Source organism: Rheinheimera sp. UJ63, assembly GCF_021568285.1.
GTDB classification, from domain to species: domain Bacteria; phylum Pseudomonadota; class Gammaproteobacteria; order Enterobacterales; family Alteromonadaceae; genus Alishewanella; species Alishewanella maricola.
On the sequence record NZ_JAKGTQ010000003.1, the window covers coordinates 323,572 to 339,554 of the forward strand.

Here is a 15,983-nt window from a genome sequence, read left to right on the forward strand (position 1 = left end):
TACTCCTTAATTAGACCAATACAAACGCATTGGGTTATCAATTAATAACTTTTGCTGTAACTCGGTCGTGGGCGCAAAAAGTGGGATCATATCTACTAACTTACCGTCATCTGGCATATGACTTTTCATATTTGGGTGAGGCCAATCGGTGCCCCACAGTACACGATCAGGAAACATTTCAACGACTTTACGGGCAAACGGCACAACGTCTTGGTAACCGTTAATCGGCCCAGCAATCGAGATACGCTCAGGACAACTGACTTTTGACCAAACATTGGTATTTTCAGTCATAAACTTGAGGAACAACGCAAATTCATCACCATCGACCGGTTTACTCACATCAGGTCGCCCCATGTGATCGACCACTAGCGTCGTGGGTAAACTAGTAAAGAAATCATACAGCTCTGGTAAGTCTTGGCTTTCAAAATAAATAACGATGTGCCAATCACGAGTAACAATACGATCAGCAATACGTTTTAAGGTGTCAAATGGCAAAGCGTCGACTAAACGTTTAACAAAATTAAAGCGCACACCTCTGACACCTGCGGCGTGAAGCCTATCAAGCTCGGCTTCCGAGATATCTTCTGTGATTGTTGCTACACCGCGGGCTAAACCCTTTGCCGCTTCTAAGGCATCAACTAAAGCTCGGTTGTCAGCGCCATGGCACGTCGCCTGCACAATGACATTTCGACTAAAACCCAAGTAGTCTCGCAAATGCCACAACTGTTGCTTTGACGCATCGCAGGGGGTGTATTTACGTTGAGGAGCGAAAGGAAATTCTTCTCCTGGACCGAATACATGACAATGGGCATCAACCGCACCCTTTGGCACAACAAAAGTTGGTTTTGAAGGCGATGGATGCCAATCTAACCAACTAGCATCTTTAGTAAAGGTGCTCATAATCCCATCCCTTTAAGTTTTTTGTCTAAACCTGGATAAACTCGGCGTGCATTACCTGAAAATACCTTACTGCGGTCTGCAGCTGATAAATTTAATGATTCGACATAACGTTTAGTATCATCAAAATAATGGCCCGTTTCAGGGTCAATGCCGCGCACTGCACCAATCATTTCAGAGCCAAACAAGATGTTTTCGATATCAATGACATTAAACAGCAAATCGATTCCTGGCTGATGATAGACGCAAGTATCAAAATAGACATTTTTCATCACATGTTCTCGCAACGGCGGCTGTTTAAGCATATCTGCCAGCCCGCGATAACGTCCCCAGTGATAAGGAACCGCTCCACCGCCATGCGGAATAATAAAACGCAAATCTGGAAAATCTTTAAACAGATTGCCCTCTAAAAACTGCATAAACGCCGTGGTATCGGCATTCATGTAATGTGCGCCGGTGGCATGGAAATTAGGATTACAAGAGCCCGATACGTGGATCATCGCTGGCACATCCAATTCAACCATTTTTTCATAAAATGGATACCAGCTGGGATCAGTCAGTGGTGCGGATGTCCAATGACCACCAGAAGGGTCAGGATTTAAATTGCACCCTACAAAGCCTTTTTCTAATACGCAGCGCTCAAGCTCTTCAATCGAGTTTTTAATGGGTACACCGGGAGATTGCGGTAATTGACATACACCAATAAAGCGTTGCGGATAAAGATCAACAACACGAGCAATGAGATCATTACAAGCACTTGTCCATTGCTTTGAAACAGTCTCATCCCCCACATGATGCGCCATTGCTGAAGCCCTAGGCGAGAAAATCGTCATATCCAATCCACGGGCATCTAACAATTTAATCTGGTTTTTTTCAATACTCTCACGTATCTGGTCGTCGCTGATAAAAGGAACATCAGGTAACGCTTTGCCGTCTTTATAAGCCTTAACTTGGGCCTCACGAAATAACTGTAAAGGCTCAGGTGCAGTCGTATAGTGACCGTGACAATCAATAATCATTTCGCTTTCCTCATTGCTATAACAACGTTAAAAACGTTATTCACTTATATTCAGGTTTGGCTAATATGCTTCACCGCGCATTAATAAGCGCGCTGTGCGCAATAATGCAGCACGGTGAACGGCAAAGTTTTCGATACCTTCGCAACTCCCCGAAACAGTCATTTCTATGGTAAACAAACCAGTGGGATGCTCAACGTCAATACTGATTGTGCCATCGCTAAATGAGTGCTGTACTAAGTCATTGGCAACTGTCCCCTGAAGCACACAGGCCGTCGCAACACTTACAGATCCCAACACTCCGATAGCATCGTGCACACGATGCGGTATAAAAGTGCGAGTGCTAACCACGCCACCGTTTAATGCCGGTGAAATCAAACTCATTTTTGGCACGGTTTGTTTGCTGACATCCCCTAAATGCATTAACTTACCCGCAGCTAAACGTATTGCTTCAATTTTGCTTTTTAAGGCATGATTTTGTTCAAGTTCAGCAGGTGACTCTGCGCCAGTTAGGCCAAATGATGCCGCATTCAACAGCACTACTGGCATACCATTATCCACGCAGGTAACTGGGATATCGAAGATCACATCTTGTGCCTTGCCCGTGGGAAACAGTGCGCCACAACTTGAGCCGGCAATGTCTAAAAAATCCAGTAACACTGGCGCAGCACTTCCAGGAACACCGTCAATAGTGGCCGAACCTTCATAGTTAACTTTACCATCAGGCGTTTCGATTAAAGCCACGGCATTTGCGCCGGTATTGAGCATATGGATACGCACCGCGGTGACGGCATTCGTGGCTTTTACTAATCCTTTTTCAATGGCGAAAGGTCCTACAGCTGCTAGTATATTGCCACAGTTTTGCGTTGTGCTGACTTCAGCTTTGTTTACGACAACTTGTAAAAAGAGATAATCCACATCTGTATCTGGACGTGTCGACTTACTGACAATCGCGACCTTACTTGTTAGAGGATGCGCACCGCCTAATCCATCAATTTGACGTTCATCTGGCGAGCCCATTAAATGCAGTAAAACTCGATCTCGTTCATCTGTATTTGTGGGTAGATCCTCAGCTAAAAAAAATAGTCCTTTTGAAGTCCCGCCACGCATAATAAAACAAGGATAAGGTTGCAAAATGGGTTGAGTTTGCTCAATAGAGGAAGCCATAAGATTATTGATCTTCATACTTAACATAGACCAACCCTTTGGCAGCAAGGCGCTCACGCATATTGTAAATATCTAAACCCAGCTCGCCATTTTCGAAACGAATACGCTTAGCTTCTTCATTCGCTATGCGCTGCTCCACCTTAGTGATAACGTCTTTCGTTTCTTGCCGTTTAACGACTACCACTCCATCTTCGTCTGCCACGATCATGTCGCCAGGACATATATAAGCACCCGCACAAATGATCGGCGTATTAACATTGGCCAGCGTCTCTTTTACACAACCTTGCGCAAACACCGCTTTTGACCAAACCGGAAACTGCATGTTAGTAAGCGTCGCCGTATCACGCACACCACCTTCAATAATTAATCCTAAGACACCACGAGCCTTCAATGATGTGGCTAACAAGTCACCAAAAAATCCGTCAACACTGGGACTGGTTGGCTTCACGACTAACACATCACCTGGTTGACACTGCTCAACAGCCACGTGAATCATCCAATTATCGCCAGGTGCCACCTCACAGGTTACCGCTGGCCCGGCAATTTTGGCAGGTTTAAATATTGGTCGCATGTAATCAGCTAATAGACCTTTACGGCCTTGTGCTTCATGTACGGTTGCGACTTCTGCACCTTGGTATCTCGCGATAACATCGGTATCTGGACGGGGTATATCTGTTACACAAGTTGCCATATTTTTACCTGCCTGCATCAATTAACTCAGTTCAGTATGGCCCAGTGCAGATAAAAACGCTGTTGAAAAAACTGTCAACCTTGATTAGATTTTTCTATAATGAAAAAAAACAGCAGTTATTAAAGAATCATGATAATTAATCTTCGGCATTTACAGTGCGCATTGGAAATTCAAGAAAAAGGTACGATTCAAGCCGCAGCTAAACAGATCCATCTAACGCAGTCTGCACTGACTCAGGGCATTAATAAACTTGAAGATGAGCTTAAGCTTCGACTTTTTGAACGAACCAATTCAGGTATGTTTGCCACGGTGGGTGGTGCACGTTTTTTGCAACGGGTATCACGTGCTTTTGATCACTTACACGACTTTGCAGCAGCATTATTTAGTAGTGATAAAATCAAAAAATATCAATTTGTACGCTCAGTAACGAGCCGACAATTAATCGCCCTGATCAGTATCTGCGAAGTGAAAAGTTATACTGCTGCGGCCAAAAATTTAGGTCTGACACAACCTACTTTGCATCGCGCTATTAAAGATTTAGAAACGCTCAGTGCCTTGAAGCTTTTTACCCGTTCACCAACGGGTGTAGAACCAAGCTGGCGTGCTCGCCAATTGAGCCGTTATGCCAGTTTGTTTTTTGTAGAATTACATCAAGGTATGGAAGAAATTGCTGAAGCCAGAGGTCAGATGGATGGTCGCTTACGAATTGGCTGCTTACCGTTGGCTCTGGGTAATATTGTGCCTGAATGTGTCTTAAACTTACTTGCCGATTACCCAAAAGCACAAATTAGCATTGTTGACGGCCCATACGAGGAACAACTACAAGGATTATTGAACGGTCAACTTGACGTGATTATTGGTGCATTACGTTCTCAATTACCCCACAAAGATATCATCCAACAAAAATTGTTTAATGATGAACTTAGCATTGTAGTCAAAGCCGACCACGATTTTGCTAAACGTTCTACATTGAGCGATATCGAATTACAAAGCTTAGCTTGGGTGGTTCCAAGCAAAGGAGTTCCAGCAAGGCAAGTATTTGATGATCTCTTTGCACAACGAGGATTACCGCAGCCGTCGGCAATTATAGAATGTAGCGCCATGGCGGCAATCCGTGGCTTATTAATGCATAGTGAGCGGGCGGCTTTATTACCGGCAAGACAAGTTGTAGCAGAAGTAAAAAGTGGTCAATTGGCAGTTTGCCCACTCCCCCTCAAGGGAACAAAGCGAGAAATTGGTTTAACCACGCGCCTAAATTGGCAACCGACACGCATCCAGCAACAATTTCTCACCATTTTGCACACTCACTGTACCGGCTTAAAAGATACGATGTCATTGAACTAGATTATCTAAACCCATTAACGCTTCAAAAAGTACAATTAGTCACCCATCCTCAAAAATGCCTCATTTTGGACACGATAACTTGATAAGATTTTGGTGACCATAGCTAAAGCCCCAAAAGCAAAAAAGGCCGCTGCATGGCAGTGACCTTTTTAGTACTGTAACCCTCGCTGCAAGCAAAACTTGCTGGCTCAGGCATGGCGTTAAGCCATTACATTACAGCGATTTTTGAAGCTTGTGGGCCTTTTTGACCGGCCGTTACAGTGAACTGCACGCGCTGACCTTCTTGCAGGGTTTTAAAGCCTGTGTTTAAGATTTCGCTGAAGTGTGCAAACACGTCTGGGCCTGAAGCCTGTTCAATAAAACCAAAGCCTTTCGCTTCGTTAAACCATTTTACGATGCCGGTAGTTGGAGTAGACATAAGAGTTACCTGTATTAATTAAATTAAATGAGCCTTAAATAAGGCAATGATGCTGCAAGAGATGTTTAAGCTTATGAATACAGGAAGGGATACTAACGGTAGTAACATTCAAGGTTTGCATAAAAAATGAACAAGCTGATAAAGCCTGCGTAGTGTATCGCTTTTCACTGGGCTGTCAAAGCTTATTCTATAAAAAAACTGAAAATAAATTTTAAAGCTGCTGTAAATAAAATTTAAACCCCACGACTAGAGGCTTTAACAAGCTTAGCCTTCAGCCTGCCACATGACATAAGTATTAGCCTGCTTTACCGCCGCCAACAATTTCAATTGAGGCTTTGCTCGAGTGGCCAGCGGCACGAGTGTGACCTCGCCTTTGGCAATCTCAGCCAGCTTGTTGCATGTCTTGCCATTTGCCAATTCAGTTATAAAAAAATGTCCCTTAACGCCCTTTAAACAGCAGTATTCCAGTCATCAGCTCAGGCTTAAATTAAGCCTTACTTAAGAAAACATCATGATAATGCCTGCTAAGTAGCACTTTTGTCGTTAATGCTTAGTTTGTATTTGCGCATAGTCACGCAGAGGCATGCCAATTTAGTTTAACGCGGCGATGGGTTTAGTTGCCAAAGCATGTCACTTGGGCTTAGCGCTACGTAAATAGCCTTTGTCCTACTATATAGGGTGAGTGATAGTATGTTGGTTCGTCAGTTTTTCTCAAATCGCGCTATGCTCGGGCTACTGGTAGCCTATGCCATCCTGATGTGGGTGTTAGATTATGCCGGTGGCGATGTGTGGTTTGCTCGCTTTTTATATGCGTTAGAAGGCCAACAGTGGCTATTACGTGATCATTGGCTCACCCAAACCGTTTTGCATGAGGGTGCCAGAAGCCTGAATTATATTCTGGTTTTGGCTGTGCTACTCACCACCTTATATTACGGTTTACAAGCAACACGTTATCCAACTAAAGCGCGGGCTTACGCTGCGTTGAGCCTATCCTTGGCGGCCTCTTTTTTTATTGTCGCTTACCTTAAAACCATCACTAATGTGGCCTGTCCCTGGGATTTGTTGGCCTTTGGTGGCAGCGAGCCTTATATTCATTACTTGCAAATAAAACCGTCTTTTTTACCCTACCATCGTTGTTTTCCGGCGGGCCATGCTAGTGTCGGTTTTGCTTGGGTGGCACTGTATTTTTTCTTTGAGAAAACCGCGCCCACTTTGCGCTTTTCTGGCTTAGCCTTAGGGCTAGTGGCGGGCAGTGTTTTGGGTATGGCGCAGCAATTACGTGGGGCTCACTTTTTGTCGCATGATTTAACCACCCTACTACTTTGTCTAGGCTGTGCTCGATTTTGCTTTATGCTCTTTTTTAAAACAGAAACGTCACGGGTTGCTCATACAAGCTAACTTAGTCCCTGAGGTTAACATTCTGCGGTTGGCCTTAAAAACGTGGGAAGATTGAACGAAAACATTGCGTTATCAGGCTGAAACAGCCATGCTTAAATAGCTTAAATCGCATCTAACCTTAGCTATTACAGCAACGACTTTTGTGCAGTAAAAACCTGCCTTCTTATTTATCACTCTCAATGGTGTAGGCTCTATGTTGAAGCGTCGCTATGCAGTTTAACAGTATCAAATTCTGGTTGTTGTTGGTGATCAACAGCATTATTTTTGTCAGTTTAAGTATCACCGCTTATATTTCTTACAATAATGCGCTGCATGAGTTAGACGAGATTTACGATGCCCAATTAGCGCGAAATGCTCGCTTGGTAAGTGCCTTGCTGCATAACATTTCGTTTGACGACACCGAGTTACCTATCATCATCGCCGTACCCAACATTATTGACAGCGGCGAAAACCAAACCGCCGCGCAACAACGGCAATATTCCGGCCATAAATATGAACGCAAGCTAGCCTTTCAGGTATGGCAACATGACAATTTGCTGATGGAATCGGAAAATACCTTAAGCTTTCCGCCTTTGGTTAAAAACGAAGGTTTCCATGAATTGTTTTATCAAGATGAATTATGGATCAGCTTTGTGCTGTATCTACCAGAGCAAGATACTTGGGTGGTGACGGCGCAGCGAGAAGATGTACGCGAAGAGATGAGTGGCCATTTAGCCTTAGCACAAATTAGACCGATTTTAGTGTTGCTACTGCCTTTAAGTATGCTGATTTACATTGTGATTAAATGGGTGCTGTTACCATTAAAACAACTAGCACGGCTAGTGGCGGCCAAGTCGCCTGAACAATTAACCGAAATTACCTTGGCACAACCGGCCGAGTTACAACCGATTAAGCTAGCGATAAATCAGTTGATCCATCGCGTTGCCCATCATTTACAACAAGAAAAGCGTTTTACCGCTGACGCCGCGCACGAACTGAGAACCCCACTCAGTATTTTGCAGCTGCACTGTGCCAACTTATTGGATGCGAAAACACCAGAAGAAATCAATGAAGCGGCAGCGTCGATCTTACTTGGCAGTAAGAAAATGACCCATCTGGTGAATCAATTATTGCAGCTTAGCCGCGTAGAACGGATTGCCGATACCGCATGTGGTAACACGCCGTTGTCGCAACTGTTGAACAACAGCTTAGCCGCATTACCGCTGACGCTTTTAGAAAGCACAGAATGGCAGCTCACTGTGGACCCCGCATTGCATATTTACGGCGAACCGTTTTTACTGAGTATTGTATTTAAAAATCTACTGGAAAATGCAGCTAAGTATGCAGAGCCGGAGCAGCAAGTTAGCGTAACGGCCGCTAAAAATGACGACAATGCATTGGTTATTTCTATCATCAACCCATCGCAAATTAAACCCGATGTTAACCGCATGGGTGAGCGGTTTTATCGCGATCCGAAACATCAATCTATCAACGGCAGTGGGCTTGGGTTATCTATTGTGATGCGGATTGTCGAGTTACATCACGCCAATATTAGCTATCAGCTTGCGGCGGATACCTTTAACGTCACGCTAACGTTCCCGCATAAAGAGTGCTCTACCACGGTTTAAAAAGGCCTAGCAGAAGCTAGGCAACAACGCTTCACAGCGAAAACGGTTTATCTGCTGCAAGCAGATTAAATAAGCCCTCAGCCAACCGTGCTAAGGGCCTGGTTATCGACTAACGAAATCCCAGTTCATTCATGTAGCGATGGTATTGCTCAGATACCGCAGCACATTGCGCCATATAATCATCTAAGCTTTTGTTTAACCGTGCGGCTTCGTCATTCAGAAAGCGGATCACGAATTGATCAGAACCCGGCATTTTATGGGTTTGTTGAAACGTAATAATTTGGCTAAGGGCATCACACATCCCCGTTGCTTTGGCGACGATCATCATTTGGATGCGTTCATCCTTCTGCTGTTTTGCGGCTTGCGCCTCAGAAGCGATGCTTTGAAACGATAAACAGATAAAAATCAGGCTTAAAAATTTGCTCATGTTGATACTCCACACAGCTCATAACATTATCGGCTGGTTATAGCCTGTGTCAGCCGGCTTTACAAGCCCAGTTGGTTTAGCGTAGTGGGTTTCGCTTGGTTGGCTTAGCCCAGTTGGCGGGCGTCTAGGCAAACATAATCATCATGCCGCAGCGGCTTTACTCTGCAAGCCTGTTACCACGTTGGGGCGGGTTTCGCCTTTATAGCACTAAACCCGATTATCGCCGGCAATAGCGCCGGTTTATGAGTTTGAAAACTCGACTACCGTATCATCACGTAATAGCGTGGATTGAGGTGCCTCGTCCGAGGTGTCGGGGGTGATAAAATCAATTTCTAACGCGGCTTTTTCAACAAAATAACTGGGCAGTTCAGCTTTTATCGCCGGAGCAAGATTTTTAAACTCACCCACTTGTTTCACCAAGTTACCTTTACCACTGACCAGTTGATTTTCAGCGGTGCTGTAGGCCTCAGTTGCGGTATCTAAGCCTTTTTTAATCTTTTCAAAACTGCTTAAAAAAGTATTCAGCTTTTTAAATACGGCCTCAGCTTTACTCGCCAGCGCCGCCGTATGTTTGTTTTGATCTTCATAGCGCCACAGCTGACGCACAATGTTCAAGCTGGTTAATAAGGTGGTCGGTGTCGCGACCAGCACATTGTTTTCGATAGCCTGTTGAAATAAGCTTTCGTCTGCTTTTAACGCTTCAACAAAAGCAGATTCTATCGGAATAAACATAAACACCATTTCCGGTGAATTCAGACCCGGTAACTTGTAGTAATCACGATCAGCCAGTTCTTTAATGCGGCTAGCTACTGCGCTAACGTGCTCTTTTAAAGCTTGTGCCCGCTCAATGTCATCCACACTATTCACATAGCGGGTATAAGCATTCAGCGATACTTTGGCATCAATAATAAGGTGTTTACCCTGCGGTAAATAGACCACCGCATCAGGCCGCTGCCGCCCTTCACTGGTGCTGAAACTCACTTCTCGTTTGTAATCGGTACCTAACTGCAAGCCAGAACGATCCAACACATTCTCTAGCACCAACTCACCCCAATTACCTTGCAGTTTTTTCTGGCCACGTAACGCGGTAGAAAGCTCATGGGCTTCGGTGGTGATTTTTTGATTTAGCTCTTTTAATGAGGCGAGCTCTTTGCGTAATTCACCTTGCTGCGAGGTTTCACGATGATGAATTTCTTGCACTTCTTTTTTAAAGCTATCAATCGATTGTTGAAACGGACTCATTACCGCACTTAATGACAGCTTACTGCTCTCTTGCAAAGATTTGGTTTTCGCTTCTAAAATATCGTTAGACAACACTTTAAATTGCTCTGCAAGGCTATGTTTTTGTGCCGTAAAATTGGCAACCTCACGCGCATGGCTGGCTTCGCGTTCAGCTTGTTCGGTTTGCAGTTGCGTATAAGCCCGATTTAATTGGCTTAATTGCTGTTGCAGTACGTCATGCTTGTCGGCGGCTTGGCTCAAGCTGGCTTTCATGTCTTGTAACTGCAAACGCGTTTCTTGCTCGGCCACTTCGGCCGCTTTAGCTTTTTTGCCTTCTTGTGATAACTCGGCTTTTAACACACTGACTCGCTCCCGCTCATCTTGTAATTCTTGCTGAGTGTGCATTAACCGCTGACGTAACTCTGTGGCCATTTCACGCTGCGCCCGGCCCTCTGCCTGTGCCGCTTCGAGCTGTTTTTCGCTGTTATGTAAAACTTGTCTTAGCTTATCAAGATCTGCACGCAATAAGCTAAGCTGTTGTTTTTGCTCACTCGCCTCGCTAATTATCCGTTTTTCGTTCTGTTCAGCATGCTGTAATTGCGCGTGTAACCGGCTTTGCGTTAATTCCTGTTGGTGGGCAGCTAACTCTTGTTGTTTAAGCGTGGTTTGCAGCTGCTGATGCTGGGCATGAAGTTGCCCCAGCGCAGTGCGCTCATTCATTAATTGCGTGGCTAATTCCGCATTTTTTCGAGCAAAAATCGTTTTTGCTACTAAAAAACTGATTAACGCTAATACCAACGCACTTGCGCTCAACACAACAATCAACTCAGGTGTCCACTGCAAAGAAAGCATTATTTATCCTTAAAATTCAGGGCTTGTCGAAGATCCCAATACCATCAAACTATAAAGCAATCACACTATAAATGCAGCTTCGCCGTTAAAATATGTCGGGCAAAACAGCCACCAGCACGCCTTTGCGTTTAAGCTGTCATAAAGGCTTCATTTGGTTTTCACCTTAGTGTCATCTGCAGCACCTGTAATAGCAGCAGATTTCGCCAGAGATAAAACAGATGAATACACGACAAAAATTAAGTTTATTAGATAATCAACTGTTCTTTCGCGTCAACTTGGTTGGCCAAATGCCGTCGATAAAAAAGCTCAGCTTGGCCTTATCTCGCTGTGGCGATGGCCCCTTGTATTTACTTTGTGCGTTATTAATTTGGCAGTTTGAGCAACACCAAGGTCAGCTGTTTTTTCAAAGCTGCTTACTGGCTTTTGCCATCGAGTTACCCTTGTACTTGTTACTAAAAAATGTCATTCAACGCGAACGCCCTCGCGGTGCCGTCCAGCATGGTTGGACACCGGCAATTCGTCCCTCTGATCGTTTTAGCTTTCCCTCTGGCCACACGGCTGCAGCCTTTCTGTTTGCTTGGTTGCTGGCGGCCTTTTATCCAGCGTTTACACCCTATTATTTATTGCTGGCAAGTGGCATCGGCCTGTCCAGAGTTCTTTTAGGTGTGCATTACCTGACAGACATCCTTGCCGGTGCAGCCTTAGGCTCGGCTATTGCCCTACTGCTGCTGGGCAGCCAGCTTGTTGTAATATAAAGACACGAAACCCGATGAAAATACTCTATGGTGTGCAGGCAACCGGAAATGGACATATCACCCGTGCGCGGGCCTTGTTACCGGCATTACAGCAACAAGGCATCGAGGTAGACTTTTTATTCAGTGGCCGCTCTGAAGCGAAACTGTTTGATATGGCGATGTTCAAAGACTATGACTGGGCTAACGGCTTTACCTTTAGTAGCCGTAATGGCAAGGTACAGCCGTTAAGCACCTTACGCCAATTAAAGCCTCTGCAGTTTATAAAAGATGTGCGTCAGCTCGATGTTAGCGCTTATGATCTGGTACTAACAGATTTTGAGCCGGTGAGCGCCTGGGCTGCCAAGCGCCAAGGTATTTTATCAGTGGGTTTAGCCCGGCAGTATGCTTTGCGTCATCCGCTGGCGGGCAAGCAGTCGGTTAGCTGGTTAAAAGCTGCCGTCAGTGCTTTTACGCCGGCTCAACACTATTTAGGTGTGCATTGGCAACCTGATTATCCGGATCTGCTGCCGCCATTATTGTCGGCGCCGGCCGTTTTTAATAAGCCAGCTAACCCTGCTAGCTTTGAACCCTTTATCCTGGTGTATTTACCTTTTGAACACCTTGCACAAGTTTTAGCTTGGCTAAAGCAACACCAGGTTTGGCAATTTAAGCTCTACACCGCCATTGAGGCGCCTTACCAAGATGAAAATGTCAAATTATTGCCATTCTCTCGACAGGCTTTTCCGCTTGATTTACACCACGCTAGCGGTGTTATTTGTAACAGTGGTTTTGGCCTGTGCAGTGAAGCACTGCGCGCTGGTAAAAAACTGCTGATCAAGCCATTAAAGGGGCAAATCGAACAAGCCTATAATGCCTATACCTTAGCAAATATGGCCAAAGCGAGCGTGTTCTCTGACTTTACGGCCAACGTCTTAGACACTTGGTTACAACAAGAGGCCGCTCAACCTTACCCTTTCCCTGATCCCCTGCCCGCTGTAGCGCAATGGCTTAAACAAGGCTGTGTTCGCCCCGTGTCGGATGTTGTACGCCAAGCTTGGCAACATAACGAATAGACGCGGTGATGCTTAGCTTAAATCCGCAAAAAAGTTGATCTAGAACAGGTGGCCTAGCCAGTTTGCTGCTAAGATTAGTTAAACCTAATTAATAACTAATTAAGGGCAATACCAATGAGTGAACTTAGAACGGTTTCAGTTAATGCCAACATGGATACGGGCTTTGCCATTACCGGTGTCATGGATGGGCACACGGTTGTTATCGACCAACCTGTTGCCGCTAAAGGCACTGGCTTGGGCCCGACGCCGTTGCAAATGTTGTTATTTACCGTGGGCGCCTGTATCGGCACCATTGGTCGGATCGCGGCCTTCCAACAAAAAATCACCTTGCGCAGCATGCAAATAAAAGTGGATGGTGATTACAACCCTGCCGGCTTGCTTGGCAAAGCCACTGCTGATCGAGTGGGTTTTACGGAGATCCGCATCAGTGCCGTGATCGATGCCGATTTAACCGATGAACAAAAACAACAGTTTTTAGATGAAGTCTGTCAACGTTGCCCCTTGCATGACAATTTAACGCACAGCAGTATTGTAGTGCATAGTTTAGCCTAGAAATAGCCATTTTCTGGCCACCTGACGCTATGCTTCGGTTGCCACTCACTTTTCACTGCTTAGAACTGCAAAGGCTCATAAAAAATTGATTGATAACACTTTTTACTTAGGAGCTCACATTAGCGGTCGCTGTTTTATCCATAACATTAACAGCAAAACTAATACCGACACTTAGCGCTAATACAGGCTATACTGTTTAAGTATGATTCGCTATTTTTCGGCATTATGCTAAATATTGGATGGTTTTCAATCACTTCTGGATGCATACTTTGATTGCATTTTTTAAACCTCATTAAAATAAAAGGCTGTTATGCGGATTGAAAAAAGATTATTGATTCTCGACGATGACGAATTAATCTGCAAAACCATAGCCGATGTGGCTAAAAAAGACGGTTTTACTGTTCGATATACCACGGATTACCCGACCTTCCAAAACCTGTTAGATAACTGGCTGCCCCATAATGTCATTATCGATTTGAATATGCCAACGATGGATGGCGTACAAATTCTTAATGCGTTAGCCGATCAGGGCAATCAAAGTAAAATCGTTATCTGTAGTGGTGTCAGTGAACGCATAATCGAAGCGGCAGCACGTTCGGCCAAGGCGCGAGGGTTAAATATTATCGGTATTTTACCCAAGCCTTTTTATGTCAAACAAATACGTGATGTGCTGCACGAGCCACTGCACAACGATAATAAACATGCTTTAAAAAACGTATTGCAGCAGCAACAAGCCTACGATGTTAACGCTATAAAAAATAAATTAACGCATGCCATTGAGCACAACATTATCACCTTTGCCGTGCAGCCCATTATCAAATGCCGAACTCATCAAATTAAAGGCTTTGAAGTATTGGCGCGTTGGCAAGATGATGAACTGGGGTTTATTAGCCCTGATGTGTTTATCAAGATTGCGGAAAACCACCACTTAATTGACGCTTTAACCTTACTTATCTTTAAGCAAGCGCTTACCTGGTTCAGCGAACTGATGCAGCATTGCACGTTGCTGAGCAAAGAGCACAAAAACAAACTGACGCTGTCACTGAATATCTCTGCTTGCTCATTACAACAAGATCACATGGTGTCGGAATTAGCCAACCTGTGCGCGGATCTCACTATTAGTCCAAGCAATGTGATCTTAGAACTGACTGAAACAGCGGCAATGGAAGATCCGATCTTATCGATGGATTTACTCACTCGGCTGCGTTTAAAAGGGTTCAGGTTATCTATTGATGACTTTGGTACCGGGTTTTCGTCAATGCTGCAATTAGTGCGTTTGCCCTTTTCCGAATTAAAAATTGACCGCTCTTTTACCATGACGGCTTTAGATGCGGAAGAATCAAAAATAGTCATCAATGCCACCATTGAACTGGCGCACCGCTTAGGTTTAAAAGTGACCGCCGAAGGCATTGAAGATGAGGCTACACTGGCATTGCTAAAAAGAATGAATGCCGATAATGCCCAAGGCTACTTTATTGCCAGGCCCATGGCGGCAGACAAAGTGACAGCATGGATTGAACACAATACTCAGGCCTCGGAAGAGAAGCGGATCGCCATTTTAAAAGCCTATGAATTGCTAGATTCGCCCGAAGAAGAGCGCTTTGATCGGATCACACGTCTCGCGGCTCGCTTATTTAACGTGCCGGTCAGTGTATTTTCGTTGATCGATACCAACAGACAATGGTTTAAATCTCGCAAGGGTACTGATTTAAAAGAAACACCTCGCTCAGTGGCTTTTTGTGATCATACCATTCGCGAGCAACATACTTTCATCGTGCCAGATGCGCAACAAGACGAACGCTTTAAGCGCAATAGCTTAGTCACAGACTCACCCCATATTCGTTTCTACGCCGGTTACCCTGTTACGGTAACCGAAGGCGAATCTTTAGGCGCACTTTGCATTATCGACAATAAACCCAGAGCGTTCTCCGCAAAAGACAGCGCACTGCTAAAAAGCTTAGCTGAATTAGTCACCATAGAATTACAAAACTCAGCCAATTCGCACGCGGATCCGATCACCGGGTTGATGGATCGCAAATCTTTTGAGAAACGGGCGATGCTGCTAAACGAGTTGTGCCGTAAAGAAGGCTTAACTTATTTAATGCTGTATTTTGATTTAAATGGCTTTAACGAGATTAATCAGCAATACGGTCGCCTCACGGGTGAAGAAGTACTGCAAGAATTCGCCAACGATTTAAAATCGACTTTTCGTGAGTCAGATTTAATTGCCCGCTTGGGCTTAGACGAGTTTATCGTGGTCATGATCAGTAATCATGACATCGATGTAGAGCAGCTTATTCAAAGGCTACGCGATACCATTGGTTTTAAAAAACATAACTCGGCTAATTTACCCGCCATTGCGTTTTCTTATGGCTCGGCTATCTCAAATGCGGCAAGACCCATGACTTTACAGCAGCTGTATCATAAAGCCGATGTTATGATGCATATTAACTCTGAGAGTAAAGCTAATCGCTTATTAACCCCTGATTAATGCCTACAGTTATGCAAGTTAAACCGACATGAAAACCCGCTTAAGCGGTCAAAGCGTTAGGTGCATTCAACCATAACGCACCCGAGTAAACGAGC

The 15,983-nt window shown here is 44.7% G+C and carries 14 protein-coding genes; 7 read left to right on the plus strand and 7 right to left on the minus strand.

All coding sequences use genetic code 11. From position 1 onward, the window contains the following. Nucleotides 1-6: 6 nt before the first annotated feature. Genes L1N97_RS11620 through L1N97_RS11635 form a run of 4 tightly spaced genes read right to left on the minus strand, consistent with a single transcriptional unit; the run spans nt 7 to nt 3,771 of the window. A complete protein-coding gene (locus tag L1N97_RS11620) occupies nt 7-900 on the minus strand; it encodes an amidohydrolase family protein (protein WP_236129902.1) in 894 nt (297 codons plus the stop codon). Beyond that, entirely contained in the window at nt 897-1,916 is a 1,020-nt protein-coding gene (locus L1N97_RS11625) for an amidohydrolase family protein (protein ID WP_236129903.1), read from the minus strand. The genes L1N97_RS11620 and L1N97_RS11625 overlap by 4 nt, the downstream gene beginning before the upstream one ends. A gap of 60 nt (nt 1,917-1,976) precedes the next feature. Continuing rightward, nucleotides 1,977-3,107 (minus strand): 4-oxalomesaconate tautomerase, encoded by a 1,131-nt coding sequence (locus L1N97_RS11630; protein ID WP_236129904.1) that lies wholly within the window; start codon nt 3,105-3,107, stop codon nt 1,977-1,979. Then, nucleotides 3,085-3,771 (minus strand): 4-carboxy-4-hydroxy-2-oxoadipate aldolase/oxaloacetate decarboxylase, encoded by a 687-nt coding sequence (locus L1N97_RS11635; RefSeq protein ID WP_236129905.1) that lies wholly within the window; start codon nt 3,769-3,771, stop codon nt 3,085-3,087. The genes L1N97_RS11630 and L1N97_RS11635 overlap by 23 nt, the downstream gene beginning before the upstream one ends. Nucleotides 3,772-3,900: 129 nt before the next feature. On the opposite strand from L1N97_RS11635, the gene L1N97_RS11640 reads away from it, so the two are divergent. Next, a complete protein-coding gene (locus L1N97_RS11640) occupies nt 3,901-5,115 on the plus strand; it encodes a LysR family transcriptional regulator (RefSeq protein ID WP_236129906.1) in 1,215 nt (404 codons plus the stop codon). Between the two features lie 208 nt (nt 5,116-5,323). Here L1N97_RS11640 and L1N97_RS11645 read toward each other — a convergent pair whose 3' ends face one another. After that, nucleotides 5,324-5,533 (minus strand): cold-shock protein, encoded by a 210-nt coding sequence (locus tag L1N97_RS11645; RefSeq protein WP_226750905.1) that lies wholly within the window; start codon nt 5,531-5,533, stop codon nt 5,324-5,326. 690 nt (nt 5,534-6,223) lie between these two features. Here L1N97_RS11645 and L1N97_RS11650 point away from each other — a divergent pair. Beyond that, nucleotides 6,224-6,931, plus strand: coding sequence for a phosphatase PAP2 family protein (locus tag L1N97_RS11650; protein ID WP_236129907.1), 708 nt, complete (start codon nt 6,224-6,226; stop codon nt 6,929-6,931). A 209-nt stretch (nt 6,932-7,140) separates the two neighbouring features. Next, nucleotides 7,141-8,538, plus strand: a complete 1,398-nt coding sequence (locus L1N97_RS11655; RefSeq protein WP_236129908.1) for an ATP-binding protein — start codon at nt 7,141-7,143, stop codon at nt 8,536-8,538. Nucleotides 8,539-8,647: 109 nt separating this feature from the next. Here the strand turns inward: L1N97_RS11655 and L1N97_RS11660 are convergent, their stop codons facing one another. Together L1N97_RS11660 and rmuC are read right to left on the minus strand one after the other, a co-directional pair. After that, nucleotides 8,648-8,965, minus strand: a complete 318-nt coding sequence (locus L1N97_RS11660) for a hypothetical protein (RefSeq protein ID WP_236129909.1) — start codon at nt 8,963-8,965, stop codon at nt 8,648-8,650. Between the two features lie 240 nt (nt 8,966-9,205). Continuing rightward, the gene (gene rmuC, locus L1N97_RS11665; RefSeq protein WP_236129910.1) at nt 9,206-11,038 is read right to left on the minus strand and encodes a DNA recombination protein RmuC; all 1,833 of its coding nucleotides are present in this window, start codon (nt 11,036-11,038) and stop codon (nt 9,206-9,208) included. Between the two features lie 218 nt (nt 11,039-11,256). On the opposite strand from rmuC, the gene L1N97_RS11670 reads away from it, so the two are divergent. The 4 genes from L1N97_RS11670 (at nt 11,257) to L1N97_RS11685 (ending at nt 15,888) form a co-directional block, all read left to right on the plus strand. Then, on the plus strand, nt 11,257-11,793 hold the full coding sequence (locus L1N97_RS11670; RefSeq protein WP_229585191.1) for a phosphatase PAP2 family protein: 537 nt from the start codon (nt 11,257-11,259) through the stop codon (nt 11,791-11,793). Nucleotides 11,794-11,807: 14 nt separating this feature from the next. Next, nucleotides 11,808-12,845: a glycosyltransferase family protein gene (locus L1N97_RS11675; RefSeq protein ID WP_236129911.1), complete on the plus strand. Its 1,038-nt coding sequence runs from the start codon at nt 11,808-11,810 to the stop codon at nt 12,843-12,845. 114 nt (nt 12,846-12,959) lie between these two features. Next, a complete protein-coding gene (locus L1N97_RS11680; RefSeq protein WP_236129912.1) occupies nt 12,960-13,397 on the plus strand; it encodes an OsmC family protein in 438 nt (145 codons plus the stop codon). A gap of 310 nt (nt 13,398-13,707) precedes the next feature. Next, the gene (locus L1N97_RS11685) at nt 13,708-15,888 is read left to right on the plus strand and encodes an EAL domain-containing protein (RefSeq protein WP_236129913.1); all 2,181 of its coding nucleotides are present in this window, start codon (nt 13,708-13,710) and stop codon (nt 15,886-15,888) included. Nucleotides 15,889-15,983 lie beyond the last annotated feature (95 nt).